The organism is Pseudomonas parafulva, assembly GCF_002021815.1.
In the GTDB taxonomy this organism is placed as follows: Bacteria; Pseudomonadota; Gammaproteobacteria; order Pseudomonadales; family Pseudomonadaceae; genus Aquipseudomonas; species Aquipseudomonas parafulva_B.
In genome coordinates this window covers 2,318,862-2,339,755 of sequence record NZ_CP019952.1, presented here as the reverse complement: position 1 = coordinate 2,339,755, position 20,894 = coordinate 2,318,862, and the positions used below count along the sequence as shown (strand labels likewise).

At 61.4% G+C, this 20,894-nt stretch carries 17 protein-coding genes and 1 riboswitch; of the genes, 15 read left to right on the top strand and 2 right to left on the bottom strand.

Translation table 11 applies throughout. The features are described from left to right. Window positions 1–2 precede the first annotated feature (2 nt). A riboswitch (cobalamin riboswitch) is annotated at window positions 3–226 on the top strand. Window positions 227–313: 87 nt separating this feature from the next. From B2J77_RS10590 to B2J77_RS10560, 7 genes are all read left to right on the top strand, one after another. Then, a complete protein-coding gene (locus B2J77_RS10590; protein WP_058605008.1) occupies window positions 314–505 on the top strand; it encodes a CbtB domain-containing protein in 192 nt (63 codons plus the stop codon). 9 nt (window positions 506–514) lie between these two features. Continuing rightward, on the top strand, window positions 515–1,207 hold the full coding sequence (locus tag B2J77_RS10585) for a CbtA family protein (protein WP_078478599.1): 693 nt from the start codon (window positions 515–517) through the stop codon (window positions 1,205–1,207). Then, complete coding sequence (locus B2J77_RS10580; protein ID WP_145257402.1) at window positions 1,204–1,590, top strand: cobalamin biosynthesis protein; 387 nt, start codon at window positions 1,204–1,206, stop codon at window positions 1,588–1,590. The genes B2J77_RS10585 and B2J77_RS10580 overlap by 4 nt, the downstream gene beginning before the upstream one ends. Before the next feature lie 34 nt (window positions 1,591–1,624). Next, window positions 1,625–2,371, top strand: coding sequence for a precorrin-4 C(11)-methyltransferase (gene cobM, locus B2J77_RS10575; protein WP_058637751.1), 747 nt, complete (start codon window positions 1,625–1,627; stop codon window positions 2,369–2,371). Window positions 2,372–2,434: 63 nt separating this feature from the next. Further along, on the top strand, window positions 2,435–2,677 hold the full coding sequence (locus B2J77_RS10570) for a DUF1272 domain-containing protein (RefSeq protein WP_078478598.1): 243 nt from the start codon (window positions 2,435–2,437) through the stop codon (window positions 2,675–2,677). A gap of 220 nt (window positions 2,678–2,897) precedes the next feature. After that, entirely contained in the window at window positions 2,898–3,512 is a 615-nt protein-coding gene (locus tag B2J77_RS10565; protein ID WP_058637752.1) for a response regulator transcription factor, read from the top strand. A gap of 13 nt (window positions 3,513–3,525) precedes the next feature. Further along, entirely contained in the window at window positions 3,526–6,807 is a 3,282-nt protein-coding gene (locus tag B2J77_RS10560) for a transporter substrate-binding domain-containing protein (protein WP_078479419.1), read from the top strand. A gap of 28 nt (window positions 6,808–6,835) precedes the next feature. Here B2J77_RS10560 and B2J77_RS10555 read toward each other — a convergent pair whose 3' ends face one another. Then, window positions 6,836–7,855, bottom strand: a complete 1,020-nt coding sequence (locus tag B2J77_RS10555; RefSeq protein WP_078478597.1) for a LacI family DNA-binding transcriptional regulator — start codon at window positions 7,853–7,855, stop codon at window positions 6,836–6,838. 204 nt (window positions 7,856–8,059) lie between these two features. On the opposite strand from B2J77_RS10555, the gene B2J77_RS10550 reads away from it, so the two are divergent. The 7 genes from B2J77_RS10550 to B2J77_RS10520 all read left to right on the top strand — a co-directional run bounded on the left by B2J77_RS10550 (window position 8,060) and on the right by B2J77_RS10520 (window position 17,685). Next, window positions 8,060–8,599: a gluconokinase gene (locus B2J77_RS10550; protein WP_078478596.1), complete on the top strand. Its 540-nt coding sequence runs from the start codon at window positions 8,060–8,062 to the stop codon at window positions 8,597–8,599. A gap of 99 nt (window positions 8,600–8,698) precedes the next feature. Further along, entirely contained in the window at window positions 8,699–10,051 is a 1,353-nt protein-coding gene (locus tag B2J77_RS10545; protein ID WP_027914937.1) for a GntP family permease, read from the top strand. Window positions 10,052–10,137: 86 nt separating this feature from the next. Continuing rightward, on the top strand, window positions 10,138–10,425 hold the full coding sequence (locus B2J77_RS10540) for a hypothetical protein (protein WP_058605015.1): 288 nt from the start codon (window positions 10,138–10,140) through the stop codon (window positions 10,423–10,425). A gap of 170 nt (window positions 10,426–10,595) precedes the next feature. After that, window positions 10,596–11,837, top strand: a complete 1,242-nt coding sequence (gene mexE / locus B2J77_RS10535; RefSeq protein WP_078478595.1) for a multidrug efflux RND transporter periplasmic adaptor subunit MexE — start codon at window positions 10,596–10,598, stop codon at window positions 11,835–11,837. 12 nt (window positions 11,838–11,849) lie between these two features. Beyond that, on the top strand, window positions 11,850–15,029 hold the full coding sequence (locus B2J77_RS10530; RefSeq protein WP_078478594.1) for an efflux RND transporter permease subunit: 3,180 nt from the start codon (window positions 11,850–11,852) through the stop codon (window positions 15,027–15,029). Then, window positions 15,026–16,441: an efflux transporter outer membrane subunit gene (locus tag B2J77_RS10525; RefSeq protein WP_078478593.1), complete on the top strand. Its 1,416-nt coding sequence runs from the start codon at window positions 15,026–15,028 to the stop codon at window positions 16,439–16,441. Before B2J77_RS10530 ends, B2J77_RS10525 begins: the two co-directional genes overlap by 4 nt. 188 nt (window positions 16,442–16,629) lie before the next feature. Further along, window positions 16,630–17,685, top strand: coding sequence for a tetratricopeptide repeat protein (locus B2J77_RS10520; RefSeq protein ID WP_078478592.1), 1,056 nt, complete (start codon window positions 16,630–16,632; stop codon window positions 17,683–17,685). Between the two features lie 18 nt (window positions 17,686–17,703). Here B2J77_RS10520 and B2J77_RS10515 read toward each other — a convergent pair whose 3' ends face one another. Next, on the bottom strand, window positions 17,704–19,674 hold the full coding sequence (locus B2J77_RS10515; RefSeq protein WP_078478591.1) for a response regulator: 1,971 nt from the start codon (window positions 19,672–19,674) through the stop codon (window positions 17,704–17,706). Window positions 19,675–20,067: 393 nt separating this feature from the next. On the opposite strand from B2J77_RS10515, the gene B2J77_RS10510 reads away from it, so the two are divergent. Further along, window positions 20,068–20,880 carry a CSS-motif domain-containing protein gene (locus B2J77_RS10510; RefSeq protein WP_078478590.1) on the top strand — a complete coding sequence of 271 codons (813 nt, stop codon included), beginning with the start codon at window positions 20,068–20,070 and terminating at the stop codon, window positions 20,878–20,880. Window positions 20,881–20,894: the final 14 nt, after the last annotated feature.

Genomic DNA, 20,894 nt, shown 5'->3' with positions numbered 1-20,894 from the left:
TTCTCTATCGCATTGCGTCAGGTGCCCCAAGAGGGTGAAACGGGAAATCGGTGCGTCGCAGGCCTGTCAGGCAGGCTTTGACTATTCCGGTGCTGCCCCCGCAACGGTAAGCGAGTGAGGCGTCTTTACCACTGTGCCAGGAGATTCGGCATGGGAAGGTGACGCTGCCCAGGAGATACACTCCTCCTCGCAAGCCCGGAGACCGGCCTGGCGTCCATCAACACCCCGCGGTGGGCGGGCGCTGTCGCATTCCTGCAGGTATCGCCTGCAGCTGCCGCGCCTGCCCGTCCCCAACACGCAGAGGAAGGCGCCAATGCCCGTCACAACCCGTCCGCACGTTACCAGTATCGTTGCCCCCGTATCTCTCAGCCAACGCATTGTCGTCGCTGTGAGCGCCAGCCTGCTGGGCTTGTGCCTGGTCTACTTTGCCGGCTTCTCGCACATCGAAGCTGTTCACAACGCTGCGCATGACACCCGTCACAGCGCCGCCTTCCCCTGCCACTGAGTGCCACCCATGATCACGCACATTGCCCGTACGGCGGGCTTCAGCGGACTGCTGGCGGCACTGCTGCTGACCGTGCTGCAAAGTTTGTGGGTCAGCCCGCTGATCCTGGAAGCGGAGACATACGAGGCATCGGCCCCGGCACATGCCCATGCCCATGCCCAAGATACCGAGGCTGCCCATGAGCACAGTGACGAGGCCTGGTCACCCGAAGAGGGTTGGCAGCGCACGCTCTCGACCACCGGCGGCAACCTGGTCGTGGCGGTGGGGTTCGCTTTGATACTGGCTGGCTTGTACAGCCTGCGCCAACCGCGCACCACGGCCAGTGGTGCTGCCTGGGGCCTGGCCGGTTTCGCCGTGTTCTGCCTGGCGCCCACGCTCGGGCTGCCGCCGGAGCTGCCGGGCACCGCTGCGGCGGACTTGGCGCAACGCCAGGTCTGGTGGGCTGGCGCCGCGGGTGCCACGGCCGTGGGCCTGGCACTGCTGGTATTTGCCCGCCACTGGGCCTTGAAGGGGGTGGGCGTCATTGTCCTGCTGCTGCCGCACGTGATGGGTGCTCCTCAGCCTGAAGTGCACCAGAGTTTGGCTCCAGCGGCGCTGGAGACTCAGTTCCAGCTGGCGTCCTGGCTCACCAATGCAGCATTCTGGCTTGCCCTTGGCCTGATCAGCGCAGCGCTGTATCGCCGCTTCAGCCGACCAGAGTGAAGCCGTTCTACGTAGGGTTTGGCTGCCGCAGGGGTTGCCCGATGGACAGCTTGTTGACCTTGCTCGAACAAGGCCTCGCCCAGCGAGGCCTGGACCCTGCGCACCTTCACGGTATCGCCAGCATCGATCTCAAGGCGCACGAGCCAGGGCTGCATGCACTGGCCAGCCACCTGGCGCTGCCCTTGGTGTTCTACCCTGCACCGCACTTGAATCGCTTCGAAACGCATCTGAGCCATCGCTCAGCCGTCGCCTATGCGCACAGCGGGTGCTGGGGCGTGGCAGAGAGTGCAGCGCTGGCCATGGCTGACCAGTACAATGGCGACCCGCAACTGCTGGTCACGCGTCGAACGCTGGGCCCTGCGACCCTGGCCATCGCTCACTGATCCCGCTCACCCTTGTCAATCATTCAGGAATACCATGACGGTTTACTTCATCGGCGCCGGCCCCGGCGACCCCGAGCTGATCACGGTCAAGGGGCAGCGCCTGATTCGCACCTGCCCTGTCATCATCTATGCCGGCTCTCTGGTCCCCCTTGCCGTTCTGGAAGGCCACTGCGCCGATACCCTGATCAACAGCGCAGAGCTGCACCTCGAGCAGATCATCGATGCCATCGAGTGCGCCCATGCGCAGGGCAAGGATGTCGCGCGTGTGCACAGCGGTGATCCGAGCCTTTATGGCGCCATCGGTGAACAGATCCGCCATCTGCAGCGTCTTGGCATCGACTATCAGATTGTGCCAGGCGTCACCGCCGTGGCTGCCAGCGCCGCGTTACTGGGATGCGAACTGACCTTGCCCGACGTCGCCCAGAGCGTGATCCTGACCCGCTTCGCAGACAGCTCGCCCATGCCAGCCGGCGAGCAGCTGGAGGCGCTTGCGCGCCATGGCACGACGCTAGCCATTCACCTGGGGGTCAAGCACCTGGCACGCATCGTCGAACAGCTACTGCCTCACTACGGTGGCGACTGCCCCGTTGCCGTGGTCTACCGCGCCACTTGGCCGGACCAGAATTGGGTGCGAGGCACACTGGACGACATCGTCGAGCGCGCCACTGTCAAAGGTTATCGCCGCACCGCGTTGATTCTGGTGGGCCGAGTACTGGGCGACACGCCATTCGCCGAATCGGCCCTTTACCGTGCGGGGCATGCGCACCTTTACCGCGTCTAGCTTGCCAGCCAGTTCCGGTCCGGAACACACTGCGTGCAGACAGTCCCGACAGGAATCACGCTTATGCTGGAATTGCGCCCCAACTGCGAGTGCTGTGACGCCGCCCTGCCCGGTGACAGCCTCGATGCCTTCATCTGCTCCTTCGAGTGCACCTTTTGCCGAGGGTGTGCGCAGGAACGTTTGCAAGGTCGATGCCCCAACTGCCAGGGGATGCTTGCAGCTCGACCCGCGCGGATTGGCAAATCTTTGGTTGAGCACCCTGCATCGTCAGCACGCGTAAGTAAAGTACACACAGCGTGTAGCTGATCTTACGGTTCGGCGGCCAACAATAGGCCAAACGCCGCTGAATCGGCCTCCTTTTTGTAGGAATTTTCAACAGCCCCTTGAGGGTAATTCAACACCTCATATACTCGGCATTACTAAAGTTCGGTAATGGTCGTATCGTGCTGCGCTTCTGACAACCCGCTTACAGAAGTATTCCTGAGTACCTCAGGAGCTGGACCACATCTGAACAGGAGTTTTCCTAATGACCAACGTGCTGATCGTGGAGGACCACCCCATCGTCCGCTTATCTTTGCGCATGCTGCTCGAACATGAACGTTTCAATGTGATCGCAGAAGTGGGCAATGGCAGTGAAGTCGCGCAAATGGCACGCGAGCTGAAACCGGACGTGGTGATTCTGGACATCGGTTTGCCTGGGCTGGACGGCATGGAAGTCATCAAGCGCCTGCAATCGCTCGATCAGGTGCCCAAAATCATGGTCCTCACCGGCCAGGCAACAGACTTGTATGTACGCCGCTGTCTGGACGCAGGCATCGGCGCATTCGTGACCAAGGAGGAAGATCACGAAGCCTTGCTGTTCGCGCTCAAGGCCCTGGTAAAAGGCTATTCGACGTTCCCGCAGATGTCGGTCAACAGCAATTCGCTGGAAAGCGAGCCGGTGCGCTTGGCGAGCCTTTCCAACCGCGAAATGGAAGTCCTCAGGCGCCTGACACGTGGAGAAAGCAACAAGAACATCGGCAGCTGCATGAACCTCAGCGCCAAAACCATCAGCACCTACCGCGGCCGGATCATGGAAAAACTCAAGACCGAGTCACTGGTGGAGATGGTCGATCTCGCCAAGCGTAACCACGTCTACTGAGCGGCGCATGACGATCAAACGCGTGCTGGCGAGCACCGTCCTGCTGATGGTGCTGGCGTGCGCCGTCGCGCAGTCGCTGGCCAGCGAGACGCGCAGTTTGCTGGCCCGTTCAGTAAGTGCCACGCAGCCTTTGAAGCTGCAAACGGCCGAGCGCCAGTGGCTGGACGCCCGCAAGCGCTTGGTGTTGGGCACTTCCCGGCCCGACTATCCGCCATTCGATATCAATGTCAGTCCCAATGACTACGAAGGCCTGACGGCAGATTACGTCGGCATCATTGCAGATTTGTTGGGTATAGCCGTTGAAGTCAAACGTTTCGATAGCCGCTATCAGGCCATAGAGGCGCTGCATGAAGGACGTGTGGACGTGCTGGGCAGCTCCAACAGCTTTGAGGCTGCAGACGCCGGGTTGAGCTTGACTACAGCGTATGCCGATGACCTGCCGGTGATCGTGACCCGGGAAGGCCAGCGCCTTGCACCTGCCCACGACCTTGCAGGGCTGCGTCTGGCCATGGTTGACCATTATCTGCCGGCCAATCGTGCCCGCGCCCTTTATCCGGCAGCGCAACTGATTTTATATCGCTCTACCCAGGCGGGTCTGGCCGCCGTGGCAATGGGCGAAGCCGACGCCTACCTGGGCGATGCTATCAGCACGGACTATCTGATTGGCAAGACATTCAAAGGCGCACTGCGGATCGATCACTTCTCACCGATTGTTCCTGAGGCGTTTGCCTTTGCAGTGGCACGCGATAACGATGCACTGCGTCAACTGCTCGACAAAGCACTGCGCCGGATTGGCGAAAGCGAGCGCCTGGCCATTCTCAAGCGCTGGAGCAACAGCAACACCAGTCTTTTGTTACAGCGCCACCTGAGTGTACTGACCGACGAGGAGCAAGCCTGGATCACGGCTCACCCGGTCGTAGACGTGTTGATCAATCCGGCCTTGGCGCCCTTGACGTTCTACGATGACCAGCAGCGGCCCAGTGGCATAACCCTGGACCTGCTCAAACAAATTACCCTCAGGACCGGGCTGCAATTTCATATCAGGCAAGCCGAGTCCGCCCAGTCCATGATCGACCGCCTGGGCCAAGGCGACGCAATGATGATCGGCGCGTTGGGTTACGGCGCCGAACGGTCCAAGCACGTGCGCTTTACACGGCCCTACCTGATCAGCCCGCGTGTGCTCGTTACCCGCGCCGATTACCCGTTGCAGGCCGGTAGCCAGCGCTTTGAACCGCAACGAATCGCGTTGATTCGCAGCTCTCCGCAGCGCGCCATGCTGCAACAGCGCTACCCCCAGGCCCGGCTTGTCGAAGTCGACAACCCCCTGGACCTGATGGAGGCTGTGGTCAATCGCAGTGTCGATGCCGCTTTGAGCAGCCATATCAATGCAGCGTACTACATCAGTCACGTCTTCAAGAACCGACTCCAGATCGCAAGCATTCTTGACGAAGATCCGGCCGTTGCGGCGTTTGCCGTCGCGGCCGATCAGCCACAATTGCAATCGATCCTGGACAAAGCCTTACTGAGCATAGCGCCCGAAGAACTCGAGCAGTTGATCAATCGCTGGAGGACCAGCACCGTGGTCAGCGACAGCCCATGGCGCAACTACCGAGAACTGGCACTACAGGTGTTGGTCCTTGCGGCGTTGCTGATCGCAGGTGTCGTCTTCTGGAACAGCTACCTGCGCAAACTGATCCAGAAGCGAGTCGAAGCCGAGCGCGCCCTGCAGACACAACTGGCGCTGAGTCGTGGCTTGCTGGAGCAGCTTCGCCATGCCAAGGATGAAGCCGAGCAGGCCAGCCTCATGAAGAGTACGTTCCTGACCACCATGAGCCACGAGATACGCACCCCCATGAATGCCGTGATCGGCTTGTTGGAATTGGCGCTCGAGGACAGTCGCGACGGTCGATGCGATACCCACATGCTCGAGACCGCGCATGAGTCAGCACTGGGTCTACTAGCGCTGATAGGCGATATTCTTGATATTTCCAGGATCGAATCAGGCCACATCAGTTTGCAGCCGACCCCCACCGACCTGGTGGACCTGGTGCGCGCTACCGTTCGCGTCTTCGAGGGCAATGCGAGGGCCAAGGGCCTTGAGCTTGCCTGTGACCTACCCACCGAACCTGTGTGGGTTCAGGTAGATGCTGCGCGCCTGAAGCAGGTGCTGTCGAACCTGATCAGCAATGCGATCAAGTTCACCGACCGTGGTGAAGTCCACACCTCGATGCACACGTCGTTGCAAGGAGAACGCCAGTGCGTCGAGCTTTGTGTCCGCGACTCGGGTATTGGCATAAGTCCTGCGGACCAGGCGCGTCTGTTCAATGCGTTCGTTCAGGTCGACGGGCCCCGTGCGCGCCAGGGCACCGGGCTGGGTCTTGTCATTAGCCGGGCTCTTGCCGAGCTCATGGGCGGTACGCTGACGCTGCAAAGTGTCGAAGGCGTGGGCACCAAGGTACAGATCGTGATGGCCCTGCCCCAGTGCGCCCCTGAGTTCAGTGCCGACAAGCAGGACGCAGCCACGGACCTTGACGTTTGCACGATGAACATTCTGGTCGTGGACGACTATCCGGCCAACCTGCTGTTGCTTGACCGCCAGTTGCGCGCACTGGGGCATCAGGTGGCCCAGGCGCAGAACGGCGAAATCGCGCTGCAACTGTGGCGTGAAGCGCACTTTGACGTGGTGATCACCGACTGCAGCATGCCTGTGATGGACGGTCACGAACTGGCTCGCCGTATCCGTGCTCAAGAACGCCGGCAAGGATTGTCGCCCGTAACGATTCTAGGGGTGACCGCCAATGCCCAGGCCGAGGAGCGGGAGCGATGCCTGGCCAGCGGAATGAATGACTGCCTGTTCAAGCCTATCGGCCTGCACGGCCTCAAAGCACACCTGCCCCAGTTGGCTGGCAAGCCGCAAGCAGCCCCTGCACCTGCCCGGCCCGTTGGCTTGAACCTGGCCGAATTACGTCACTTGACCCGCGACGACGACGATTTGATCCGGCATCTGATCGAGCAGTTGTCGCAAAGCGTGGCCGAAGACCTTGCAACGCTGCGTACGCTTGACGGGCGAGCCTCGGATGGCGCACTCAAGGCGTTGGCTCACCGTATCAAGGGTGGGGCCAAAATGCTCAAGGTACGTCACCTGGTTGCCGACTGCGAAGCGCTCGAGCAGGCGCTTGCAGCAGGTGGTCCTGTAGACGACTTGCGTCGCGTACTCCAGGGCACCCTGCAAGTGCTGCTGCAAGACCTGATTGCCACTTTGGAGACCATGCCCAAACCACCAGAGCGGAACTGAAGCGGTCGCATCACTTGGGTGTTGAATCTCAGGAGCTTTCTCGCACCATCAACTTAAACCCCAGGTCCTGCCGGGCTGGCGTCACGGCTTTGCCATCGAGCAGCGTCAACAATGCCTGGGCGGCGACCCGCCCCACCGCAGCCCTTGGCGTGCGAATGGAAGTAAGCCTGGGCACCATGTGCGCCGAAGCCGGCAGATCGTTGAAGCCAACCATGGCAACCTGCTGCGGGACATTGATGCCCTGGCGCAGCGCTTGAAGCACCGCACCCTGGGCGAGGTCATCGTTACAAAAGAAGATGCCGTCCACCGCCGGCGCCTGCCGGATCAGGCGGCTGAACAGCTCACCGCCGAGTGCGATGGACGACGGTGCTGGGGTCAGGACCTCTCGCTCGGCCGCGTGCAACCCAGCTTCGGCCAACGCCTGACGAAAGCCCTCGGCCCGCTGCATGACCCGGGGATCGAGCTGTGCCGCAATGAATCCAGGCCGTGTGCAACCACGTTCGATCAGGTGTTGAGCCGCGGCCCGGCCCGCTTGGTGCTGGGAAAAGCCTACCGCCAACGCGTCGGCATCCCCATCCAGTTCCATCATGTGAACGCAGGGGACGCCACTGGCCGTGAGCATCTGACGTGAAGCGTCAGTGCGTTCGAAACCCGTCAGCAGCATCCCACAGGGCTGATAGGCCAGATAGTTGCGGATGAGGTTTTCTTCCTCGGCGGTATCGTAATGGTAGTTGCCGATCAGCACCTCCAGCCCTCGTGGGCGCATCACATCATGGATGGCTTCGAGGGTGTCGATGAACAACTGGTTGGACAGTGACGGTATGAGCACCACGACCGAGTGGCTGCGGGCAGAAGCCAAAGCCCGGGCGGCGGGATTGGCCACGTAGCCAAGGGTCGTGGCCGCAGCCATGACCTTGGCAGCGAGTTCAGGGGCCACGGTCGTGACGCCGCGCAAGGCCCGGGATGCAGTTATGGGGGAAACCCCGGACATTCTGGCGACTTCAGCCAGGGTGGGACGACCAGTAGTGCGCGAACCAATGCGGGCCATAATGTTGTAATTTTACTACTTGCAAGGACTGGGAACGGCCTCTAAGGTAGCGCTGTCTCAGGACGTAGGCAACGGCTGTTTGCACGTTGCCCTCAGGTGATTGCCGCACGGCGTCCATACTGCGTAAGCACAAGATCAATAACACTGGGGAGACTGCGCTGCCCGAGCTTAAGACAGCGCTGTCCCACCCTGCAGGAGGTACAGATGAATTCCCCACTGCCCGCCATCGTGGTCATGGGTGTGGCCGGCTGCGGCAAGAGCTGCATCGCATCGGCCATCGCCGCCTACAGCGGCGGGCACCTGATCGAAGGTGACGCTTTTCACCCGCAGGCCAATATCGACAAGATGAGCGCCGGTATCCCCCTGGATGACAATGACCGTGCTGGTTGGCTGGTCCGTCTGGGCGAGGAAATGCAAGCGATAAGTCAGGCCGGCACTCGACCGATTCTCACCTGTTCCGCACTCAAGCGCAGCTACCGCGACACGCTGCGTTGCGCGATGCCTGGGCTGATGTTCGTCTTTCTTGAGCTCACCCCTGACCAGGCTAGGCAACGGGTTCTGGCGCGACCAGGGCATTTCATGCCGGCCAGCCTCATCCAGAGCCAGTTCGCCGCCCTTGAGCCACCCTACGATGAACCGCTTACCCTGACACTGGATGCCACCCAGCCGATCGTTGCGCTCGCCGAAGCGGTAGACGGCTGGCTCAAGCGCTGCGCCGAGCACAGTGTTGCGCAGACTGCCTGAGCCTACTCGCACTTCGCATCGCCAAGACAGCGCTGTCTTACCAACGACTTACCCACCAAGCTCCGCCAAAAACAACGATAAGACCGAGGCCTACACACCATGTTCGGACTGGCTACTGATACCTTCCTGCTCCTCGACGCGTTGGTTACCATCGTCGGGCTGATTCTGCTTATCACCCATTTCAAGGTGCACCCCTTCGTCGCCCTCACCCTGGCTGCCGGTTTCCTTGGCCTGACCTCTGGCATGCCGGTAGCCAAGGTCATGAAGTCGTTCCAGGACGGCTTCGGAGGCGTGCTGGGGTTCGTCGGCATCGTGCTCGCACTGGGGACGATGCTGGGCAAGCTGATGGCCGATTCCGGCGGGGCTGACCAGATCGCTCAAACCCTGATCAGGGCCTTTGGCAAGAAGAACGTGCATTGGGCGATGATGTTCGCTGCCTTTCTGGTGGGCATTCCGCTGTTCTTCGAGATCGGTTTCGTCCTGCTCATCCCCCTGGTCTTCATCGTCGCGCGGCGCTCCGGGGTCTCGCTGATCAAGATCGGTATCCCCTTGCTGGCAGGCCTGTCGGTCGTGCACGGCCTGGTACCGCCGCACCCAGGGCCGTTGCTGGCCATCGGCATTTTCCACGCCGACATCGGCAAGACCATCTTCTATGGCCTGATCGTGGCCCTGCCCACAGCCATTATCGCCGGCCCCCTGTTCGGCAACTTCATCTCGCGCTATATCCCCGGGCACCCTTCCCAGGAGCTGATGGACCAGATCGCCAAGGAATCGGACCAGGCCAACCTGCCGAGCTTCAGCGTCACCTTGATTACCGTGTTGCTGCCGGTGGTACTGATGCTGCTCAAGACCTTCGCCGACGTGGTGCTGCCTGCCGAGCACATCGTGCGCCAATGGATGGACCTGATCGGGCACCCTATCACTGCATTGCTCGCCGCCTTGCTGTTGGCGTTCTACACCTTTGGCTCGGCGCGCGGTTTCAATCGCCAACAGATCATGAAGATGCTCGATCACAGCCTCGCGCCCACGGCTGCGATTGTCCTGATTGTTGGCGCCGGCGGCGGCTTCAAGCAAATGCTGGTCGATACCGGCGTTGGCAACGTGATCGGGCAGATGGCTGTGCAAGCCGAGATCTCGCCGATTCTGCTAGCCTGGTTGGTCGCTGCGGTCATTCGAATCGCCACGGGGTCTGCCACCGTGGCGACCATTACCGGCGCAGGGATCGTGGCACCTGTGATCGACCTGGTGCCTGGGGTGAACCGTGAACTGCTGGTGCTGGCGACCGGTGCCGGGTCGCTGATTCTGTCCCATGTCAACGATGCCGGGTTCTGGCTGGTCAAGCAGTACTTCAACATGACCGTGGCCGAGACCTTCAAAACCTGGAGCATGATGGAGACCCTGCTGTCAGTGGTCGGCATCGTGTTCATCATGGCGCTGTCGTTGGTGGTGTGACCGTTGATCGGGGTGCTGGCACTTTGAACTGCCGGGCAAGGCCAAAAGGTTACGAACCTGCCCTGCCCGTCGCTAAGGAGATCGCCATGAATCGCCCCAGCATCCTGCTGCTTGCCCTGCTCGCCTCACCCCTGGCCCTCGCTGCCGGGACCGGGCCTACTTACCCGGATGACCCACACAACCAGGCCCCCAAGCCAGGCGCAGACAGCACGCTCAACCCGATTGAAAAGCCTATGCCCCGTGATACGGATCCAAGGCTACAGGGCAACGATCCAGACAGCCCGCCAGCCCAGCAGAACGACAACCAGGATTTACCAGGCATGGACGGCACTGGCTCGGAAGGCACAACCGGCAAGGGTGCAAGCCAGCCCTGATCTGTTGGGGGCGCCTGTAGCGCCCCATCGCAGCTGCCGTATCGCCAGAAGGCGATAAGCGACGGGTTCATATCATTCGCCATGATATTAACCTTCAGCCCATTCGATTCGTTCCCCGCGCGCAACGCACTCACACTCCGCCCATTCCTAATATATTGGCGGAGTTCTCCATGGAGCAGTCACTCAAACCTTTCGGCGTCCCACTTGCAGCCCTTGCAGTGGTAGCGCTCGGCGCTTGCAGCAAAACCCCCGATGCCGCGCAGGCCCCGGCGGCTCCAAAGGTCACCGTGGCCAAGGTGATCGAGCAGCCGATCAACGAATGGGACGAGTTCACCGGGCGCCTGGAAGCGCCGGAAACCGTCGAGGTGCGCCCCCGTGTCTCGGGTCAGATCGACCAGGTGGCGTTCACCGAAGGCGCCCAGGTGCGCAAAGGTGACCTGCTGTTCCAGATCGACCCACGGCCGTTCCAGGCCGAGGTCCGCCGCCTTGAGGCCCAGCTGCAACAAGCCAAGGCCAGTGCCATCCGAAGCGCCAACGAAGCCCGCCGGGGCGAGCGGCTACGAGACAGCAATGCCATCTCCGCCGAACTCGCAGAATCACGCAACAGCGCTGCGGCCGAAGCACGCGCCGGCGTAGATGCCATCCAGGCGCAACTTGACCTGGCACGTCTGAACCTGAGCTTCACCCGGGTCACCTCCCCTATCAACGGCCGCGTGAGCCGCGCGCAGTTCACCGCCGGCAACATCGTCACTGCCGACGTCACGCCTCTGACCAGCGTGGTCTCCACCGACAAGGTGTACGCCTATTTCGATGCTGACGAACGCGTTTACCTCAAGTACACGCAGCTGGCCCGCCAAGGCCAGCGCGGGCAAAGCACACCGGTCTACCTGGGCCTGACCAACGAGACTGGCAACCCGCATCTAGGGCAGATGAACTTCGTCGACAACCAGGTCAACCCACGCACCGGCACCATTCGTGGCCGGGCCGTGTTCGACAACAAGCGCGGTGAATTCACCCCTGGCCTGTATGCACGCCTGAAACTGGTCGGCAGCGCACAGTACGATGCTGTGCTGATCAACGATGAAGCGGTGGGCACCGATCTGGGCAAGAAGTACGTGCTGGTCATGGACAAGGACAACAAGGCGGCCTACCGCGCTGTCGAGCTGGGGCCAAAGCTCGAGGGCTTGCGCATCGTGCGCAGCGGGCTAGCCAAGGACGATCGCATCGTCGTCAGGGGCCTGCAGCGGGTACGCCCGGGCTCCCAGGTCACCCCTGAAGAAGCGCCCATGGCCAGTGAGCAGACACTGGCCGCACTCGCCCAGCAACGTCAGGCGCTGGAAGCGAGCACCGGCACGGCCAAAGTGGCCGGCACCACCAACCAGGGCGCCAGCGCCCCTGCGCCGCGCGGTTGAGGAACCCCACCGATGAACTTCTCCAAATTCTTCATCACCCGGCCCATCTTCGCGGCGGTGCTGTCACTGGTGCTGCTGATCGCCGGCTCCATATCGCTGTTCCAGTTGCCCATTAGCGAATACCCCGAAGTCGTACCGCCCACGGTCGTCGTGCGCGCCAACTTCCCGGGTGCCAACCCCAAGGTCATCGGCGAAACCGTCGCCGCGCCCCTGGAGCAAGCCATCACCGGGGTCGAGAACATGCTCTACATGTCTTCGCAGTCCACCGCCGATGGCAAGCTGACCCTGACCATCACCTTCGCCCTGGGGACCGATCTGGACAATGCCCAGGTACAGGTGCAGAACCGTGTGACCCGCACGCAGCCCAAGCTGCCCGAGGAAGTAACCCGTATCGGTATCACGGTGGACAAGGCCTCGCCCGACCTGACCATGGTCGTGCACCTGACCTCACCGGACAACCGCTATGACATGCTCTACCTGTCCAACTACGCCATCTTGAACATCAAGGACGAGCTGGCGCGGCTAGGCGGTGTGGGTGATGTGCAACTGTTTGGCATGGGCGATTATTCTTTGCGCGTGTGGCTGGACCCTAACAAGACCGCCTCGCGCAACCTGACGGCCACCGATGTGGTTACCGCGATTCGCGAGCAGAACCGCCAGGTGGCTGCGGGGCAGCTGGGCGCTCCGCCCGCACCAGGCTCCACCAGCTTCCAGCTCTCGATCAACACCCAGGGTCGCCTGGTCAATGAGGAAGAATTCGAGAACATCATCATCCGGGCCGGTGCGGACGGTGAAATCACGCGCCTGAAGGATATCGCTCGCGTCGAACTGGGCTCCAGCCAGTACGCCCTGCGCTCGCTGCTAAACAACCAGCCCGCCGTGGCCATCCCGATCTTCCAGCGCCCAGGCTCGAACGCCATCGACATCTCCGATGAAGTGCGCGCGAAGATGGCGGAATTGAAGAAAGACTTCCCCGAAGGCATGGACTACAGCATCGTCTACGACCCCACCGTGTTCGTGCGCGGCTCGATCGAGGCGGTGGTGCACACGCTGTTCGAAGCACTGGTGTTAGTCGTGCTGGTGGTCATCCTGTTCCTGCAGACCTGGCGCGCATCGATCATTCCGTTGCTGGCCGTGCCGGTATCGCTGATCGGCACCTTTGCCGTGATGCACCTGTTCGGCTTCTCGCTCAACGCCCTTTCCTTGTTCGGATTAGTGTTGGCAATCGGCATCGTGGTCGATGACGCCATCGTGGTGGTGGAAAACGTCGAGCGCAACATCGGGCTGGGCCTCAAACCGCTCGAGGCCACGCAAAAAGCCATGAGCGAGGTGACAGGCCCGATCATCGCCACCGCCTTGGTGTTGTGCGCGGTGTTCGTCCCTGCAGCGTTCATCTCGGGGCTGACCGGGCAGTTCTACAAGCAGTTTGCCCTGACCATTGCGATCTCTACGGTGATCTCGGCGTTCAACTCGCTGACACTGTCCCCTGCCTTGGCGGCGGTGTTGCTCAAAGACCATCATGCACCCCGGGACACCTTCTCGCGGCTGCTGGACAAGTTGCTGGGCAGCTGGCTTTTTGCGCCGTTCAATCGCTTCTTCGACCGCGCCAGCCATCGCTACGTAGGCGGTGTTCGCCGAGTGATTCGCTCCAGTGGTATCGCCTTGTTCGTCTATGCCGGTTTGATGGGCCTGACCTACCTGGGTTTCTCCTCCACGCCAACGGGTTTCGTACCTGCCCAGGACAAGCAATACCTGGTGGCTTTCGCCCAGCTGCCAGATGCCGCCAGCCTTGACCGCACCGAAGCGGTGATCAAGCGCATGAGCGAGATTGCCCTCAAGCAACCGGGCGTGGCGGACTCTGTCGCGTTCCCGGGCCTTTCGATCAACGGCTTCACCAACAGCCCCAACAGCGGCATCGTGTTCACTCCCCTCAAGCCCTTCGACGAACGCAAGGACCCCAGCCAGTCGGCAGCTGCCATCGCCGCGGCGTTGAACGCCCAGTTCGCGGACATTCAGGACGCCTACATCGCGATCTTCCCGCCGCCGCCCGTGCAAGGTCTGGGTACCATCGGTGGCTTCCGCCTGCAGATTGAGGACCGTGGCAACCTGGGTTACGAAGCGCTGTACAAGGAAACCCAGAACATCATTGCCAAGAGCCATGAGGTGCCAGAGCTCGCGGGCCTGTTCACCAGCTACCAGGTCAATGTGCCGCAGGTCGACGCGGCCATTGATCGCGAGAAAGCCAAGACCCACGGCGTGGCCATCAACGATATCTTCGACACCCTGCAGGTGTACCTGGGGTCGCTGTACACCAACGACTTCAACCGGTTCGGACGTACCTACCAGGTCAACGTGCAGGCCGAGCAGCAGTTCCGACTCGACGCCGAGCAGATCGGCCAACTGAAGGTGCGCAACAACCGGGGCGAGATGATCCCACTGGCCACGTTCCTCAAGGTTACCGACACCTCCGGGCCCGACCGCGTGATGCACTATAACGGCTTCATCACCGCGGAAATCAATGGCGCAGCGGCGCCCGGATACAGTTCAGGCCAGGCCGAAGCAGCCATCGAGAAACTTCTGAAGCAGGAACTGCCCAACGGCATGACCTTCGAGTGGACGGACCTGACCTACCAGCAGATCCTCTCGGGCAACACTGCGCTGTTCGTGTTCCCGTTGTGCGTGCTGTTGGCGTTCCTCGTACTGGCCGCCCAGTACGAGAGCTGGAGCCTGCCCTTGGCCGTGATCCTGATCGTGCCGATGACGCTGCTCTCGGCCATCACCGGGGTCATTGTCTCGGGAGGCGACAACAACATATTCACCCAGATCGGGCTCATCGTCCTGGTGGGGCTTGCCTGCAAGAACGCCATCCTGATCGTCGAGTTCGCCAAGGACGAGCAAGCCAAAGGCCTCGATCCCCTGGCTGCGGTGCTCGAAGCCTGCCGTCTGCGCTTGCGCCCGATCCTGATGACGTCCATCGCGTTCATCATGGGTGTCGTACCGCTGGTGTTCAGCTCAGGTGCGGGCTCGGAGATGCGTCATGCCATGGGCGTGGCGGTGTTCTCCGGGATGATCGGCGTCACGGTGTTCGGCCTGTTCCTGACGCCGGTGTTCTTCTTCCTGATCCGCCGTTTTGTCGAGCGACGTCAGGCCCGCAAGGCCGAGCGCGTCCATCCGCTGGAGAACCCTGCATGAATCTGTTCAAACACCTGACACCGAGCCTGCTCAGCCTGGCCCTGGCGGCTTGCGCGGTGGGACCTGATTACCAGGCTCCGGCCACTGCTCCAGCCCAGCTGGAGGTCGACGCCCAAGCCAAGGCCTATGACCGCACCCGTTTCGAGAGCCTGTGGTGGAAACAGTTCGACGACCCCACCCTGAACCAACTGGTGCAGGCCTCGTTAGAGGGCAACCGAGATCTACAGGTCGCTTTCGCACGGCTTAAGTCCGCTAGGGCAATTCGGGACGATGCCGAAAACGATCAGTTCCCGGTCGTGACAAGCCGTGCCAGCAGTGAAGTGGGCAAAGGCCAGGTGCCTGGCCAGACCGACCACCGGGTCAATGCCGAGCGCTATGACCTGGGCCTGGACATGGCGTGGGAAGTCGACTTGTTCGGGCGAATTTCCCGACAGATCGAAGCCAGCCAGGCTCAGGAAGCAGCAGCGGCGGCCGACCTTCAGCAACTTCAGGTCAGTCTCATCGCCGAGCTGGTCGACGCTTATGGCCAGCTGCGCGGCGCGCAACTGCGTGAACACATTGCCTTGGCTAACCTCAAGACGCAGCAACAGTCACGTACCATCACTGAAACGTTGCGCGATACCGGGGTGGGTAATGAACTGGACGTGGTGCGGGCCGACGCGCGCCTGGCAGGGGTTGAAGCCAGTGTGCCGCAGTTGCAGGCTCAACAGGCCAGATCGCGGCATCGCATCGCCACCTTGCTGGGCCGTCGGCCTGACGCAATCGGTGTGGACCTTTCGCCCAAGGCCCTGCCCGCCATCGCCAAATCCCTGCCTGTGGGCGATCCGGGTGAACTGCTGCGCCGCCGTCCGGACATCCGCAGCGCCGAGCGCCAGCTTGCCGCAGCCACCGCCAACGTCGGGGTGGCGACGGCAGATCTGTTTCCCCGGGTGAGCCTGAGCGGTTTCTTGGGCTTCACCGCAGCGCGCGGCTCTCAGCTCGGCTCCTCGGCAGCGGGCGCCTGGGGGTTGGGCCCCAGCATTACCTGGGCGGCGTTTGACCTGGGTAGCGTGAGGGCGCGGCTGCGCGGCGCCAAGGCCGACGCGCAAGGCGCGCTGGCCAATTATGAGCAGCAGGTACTGTTGGCGCTGGAAGAGTCGGCCAACGCGTTCAGCGACTACGACAAGATCCAGCAGCGCCTGCTGTCGCTGATGCGTCAGAGCGAAGCCAGCCGCAAGGCGGCCGATCTGGCGTCGATCCGCTACCGCGAGGGGTCAGTCGATTACCTGGTGCTGCTAGATGCCGAGCGCGAGCGCCTGAGTGCGGAAGATGCGCAGGCGCTTGGCGAGGTCGACCTCTATCGAGGGATCGTTTCGATCTACAAGGCACTCGGTGGCGGCTGGCAACCCGACACGGTGGCCAGTTCGCACTGAGCAGCAGCACCACAGGCTCCTTTGGTGGGTCCATGACCGACCGTTTGCCCCGCCGATTCAGTTCTGCGGGGCTTTTTTTGCTCAGGCTTGGGGTTTCACGCCCAGCCCGCCACACGCGTGCCCAGCCCCGGTTGCATTTGCCCGTAGGCTGGCCCAAGCTTTGCTACTCCTGACACACGGACCGTCCGATGCCAAGACGTACCCGCTACCTGATTGCACTGCTGGCGTTGATGATGCTGTCAGCGCTGTTCGGCTATCTGTGGCGCGACGTGGAGCCTGAACAGCCAGCCCTGCCCCCGCACAGTTACGTGAAGGCACTGCGCCAGGCACATGACGGTCAGCCCGGCGCTGCACGGGTCTTGTACCAACAGCTGCAGCGCCGTGACCTACCGGCCATCCGCCGAGCGGCCCTGTATGCCGAGCTGCCCAACTATCCGTCTGCGCAAGCCTTCAAGCTTGCCCAGGCAGATCTGAATCATGCCGATGCGATCGTACGCCGCGCCGCCGTGGCGGCGATCAGCCGTCTGCTGCCTGGGCCTCAGCGGAGTGTGATACTTGGCCCCCTGCTCGAAGACAGCGATCAGAGCGTTCGTTTTGCCGCCGTAACGGCGCTGCTGGGCGTGGCCCCGGACAGCATGGGCCTTTACATCCGCGCCATGCACAACGCCATTCAAGCGCAGGAAGAGGTTCTGCTCGCCCAGCCCCAGGACGTAGATGCTCAGGTCCAGCTTGCCCGCCTGTACCTGCACGAGGACGAGTATGCCAAGGCGGGCGCTGCCATCGAGCGGGCATTGGCAGGCGATGACAGTAACCTCGATGCCGTGGCGTTGAAGGTGACCTTGCTTGAGCGCCAAGGGGCGCAGGATGCTTCACGTCAGGTGCTGGCCGATGCGCTGGCAGCAAACCCCGATTCGGCTTTCTTGCAGCATGAGCTCGGCCGTTGGCTGATTCGTCACGACCAGCAGGAGTACGCACTGCTGGCGCTGTCACGGGCGGTGGAACTAGAGCCGGACAATGCCGAGTATCGTCTGAGCCTTGCCAAGACCCTGCATGATCTTGAGCAACTGGATGCGGCCCAAAGGCAGTTGGAAGCCATTCTGAGCAGGACGCCCGCCAATCGGCAAGCCAGAGTCCTGCTGATCGAGTACTGGAAAGAGTCCGGGCAGTTGCAGAATGTGCAGGTGCTGCTCGCCGAACTCGAGCGCCAGAACCCGGATGATCCTTATCTGCAGAAAGACCTTTAGGCATACGGCAGCCCCGTATCAGTTGTCGATCATCTCCAGTACCTGCTCCACCAGCTGCGCCAGCTGGAACGGCTTGCGCAGAAGTGCCGTTCCGGGCTGTTGAATGGAGTCTGACTCGATCTCTTGCAGGGCATAGCCTGTGATGAACAGAATTTTTTGTTCGGGCTTGAGCATGCGCATGGCCCTGGCCACTTGCCTGCCACTGAAGCTGCCGGGTAACCCGATGTCGGTAACCACCAGATCGAACGGCTCATCCTGGCGAAAGCGCTGCAGAGCGCTATTGGCATCTGCGGCATCGGTGACATCGAAGCCAGATTCAAGCAAATATTCGCGCATCACCGTACGCAGGTTCAATTCATCGTCTACCAGCAATACACGCTCGCCGCTCCCCACCCGACCCGGGCTTTTGCGGCCGACGGGCGCTTCGTGAACGGCCTCAAAGCAGCGGGGGAACAGCATGCTCACCTTGGTCCCCTCGCCCACTGCAGACTCGATCCACGCATAGCCACCCGATTGACGTACGAAACCATAGACCATCGACAGCCCCAGCCCAGCACCCCGACCTGGAGGCTTGCTGGTGAAGAAGGGTTCGAAAGCCCTGGCCACGTCGCTGGCCGGCATGCCATGACCTTCATCGGCGACATGCACGGCCACATAGTCGCCCGCAGGCAGTCCTGTTTCATCCGGAAAAGGCACGCTCAGCCGTTCGTTGACGCTCCGAACTGTCACGGTGCCCTTGCCAAGGCATGCCTCGCGCGCATTGGCGCACAGGCACAGCAGTGCGTTTTCCAATGCCGCAACGTCCAAGGACACGACCCAGGATGCGACGTCCAGTTGCCAGTCAATGTGCATCTCGGGGCCCAGAGCGCTCAGCAGCAGTGGCTCGCTTAGGCGTAGTTGGCGATTGAGATGAAGCGGTCTCGGGGCCGACGGCCGATCACGAGAGAAAGCGAGTAGGCGTTGAGTCAGCTCCATGGCGCGTAGCACCGAATCACGAGAAAGCTTCACGTACTCCTCTACACGTTCCAGGCGCCCTTCCTGGAGCCGCAGTTGCAGTAACTCCAGCCCACCCCCAATGCCTGCTAGCAGGTTGTTCATCTCGTTGCCCATGCCGCCGGCCAACTGCCCCACCGCCTCCATGCGCTCGGTGTTACGCATCAACATGCGGGACTGACGCATGGCGTCTTCGCGTGCGCCGGTGATGTCTCGCCCAACGATGGTCACCAATCTCGCACCCACTCGCGCACTCCAGCTGAACCAGTGGTAGTGACCCTCACGGTGCCGCAAGCGTGTCTCGATCGGGTGGGTATCGTTGCGATGCAGCAGCGATTCAATCGCTAGCTGGACCTGCGCAAGGTCTGCAGGATGGACCAGGGACAGAATGGGCAAGTGCTGCACCTGCTCCAGCTCCCATCCTAGAAGGCTTAGCCAGGTGGGATTGACATTGTGCAGCTTGAGGTCGGGGGTGACCGTCATCATGGCGTCGCTTGAGAGCTGCCAGAGCCTTTCCAGCTCACTGACATGAGAGGCAATCTGCCTCTCCAAAGACTTGGCCAGGCTTCGCCAATGCTCACGCCCTCCTTTGTTCGCACTGGTTTCGATAACTGTATGGACAAACCCTGCAACCTCCCCCAGCTCATCGTTCAGTGGGGTATAACCCAAGGCGCACCAAGGTCCTTCAGCGTGATCGCAATAACCGACGCGTACTGGCGCTTCTTCGATAAAACTGGAACGGCCCGCTAGCGCGTCGAACACATACGGGCCCAGACTCTCCCATTGGTCGTGCCACAGCGTATCGAAACGCGCGCCCAATGTGCCTGCCGCCCCCTTGAGCGCCACATAGGCGTCGTTGGGGATGACTGTCAGCTGATTGCCCCACACCACTGCACACGGAAAAGGTGAGTGACACATTGTATCGACGGCGATGCGCAGGCAGGCAGGCCAGTGTGGCAAGGCCCCTAGCGCCGTTTGCGACCAATCGAAGCGCATCACCTGTTCCTTCAAATCGCCCGAGAGTGCGCGTTTGGACAGCTCCCTTGCGACCGATGCGGTTGGGGCTCTAGTTCCTTTTTTGCCGACCAATGTGATTCTCCGTCATAAAGCAAAGGCTGTGGTCTGGATGTGGGCCTACGCACAGGGCTCGTGCGACGTGTCACGTTAGCATAGGCCAACGCCACACAATGACCTCCCTGCCCCGGATGCGCCGATGCGAGCGCGTCGATCGGCTGCGATACCGTTTAGATAAACGGATGACAGCTACACCAAGCCTAACCAAATCCCACACTTTCACGGCTCTCCCCCTACAGTGCCGCTTTTGACAACGACCTAGGATCAAACCAGCCGCCCATCCTGGGCAGCGCGAGGCTTGAGGAACGGTTATCAATGGACAAGTTCGTGCATGCGGGACGTAGCCTGCTTGAGTTGGTACTGCTGATGGCAGTAGGTCTGGTACCTGTCTTTTCGGGACTGCTGGTCATTAACTATCAGCAGGAGGCCAAGCTAGAAGAGAACGCTGAAGTGTCGGTGCGCGAGGCGGTTTTCAGCGTCGATCAAGCCCTGGACCGTGTGCATGAAGTCGCCATGAGTACGCTGCCACTAGCAGGTCAGCCTTGCAGTAGGATCAAACGCGCCCTGGTCGACCAAGTGACCAGCCGTTCAATGCTCAGGTCGCTCGCAGTTATCGAGGACGGCAAGGCCTATTGCAACTCCGCATCGGACTCGCTTGAAGTGCTGACTGAAATCGCCTCGACGGGAGAGTTCTTGACATTCGATCACCAAATGCTGGATGCGCAGGGCTATCTGTTGATGAACATGCACTTGCAAGGTGAGAGAACAGGCGTGATTGCAACAAGCTTTCCGATACAATTACGCTCTGAACTTGACGCTTTCAAAGACGGACTCACACTCGTGCTCGAGTTTGACAAGCACGCCGTATGGAAGGATGGCGATAGCCTGCACGGTGAAAGGCCTTCTGTCGCCGAATTTACCCATGAACTGGCATCCACTCATTACCCTTACCGGGTGGTGGGTGGCTATCCCGAGGGTTACATCGCCCAGGAAATCCGCACGGCCGTGTTCAACGTGCTCCCTTCATTGATGCTGGTGGGGCTCTTGACGGGGTCGGTAATTTACGTGGTGTTGGGCAAGATGCGCGTCAGGCAGCGAGACAGTGCCGTCGATCGCCCAGGACGATGACGGCACTGCCGGCC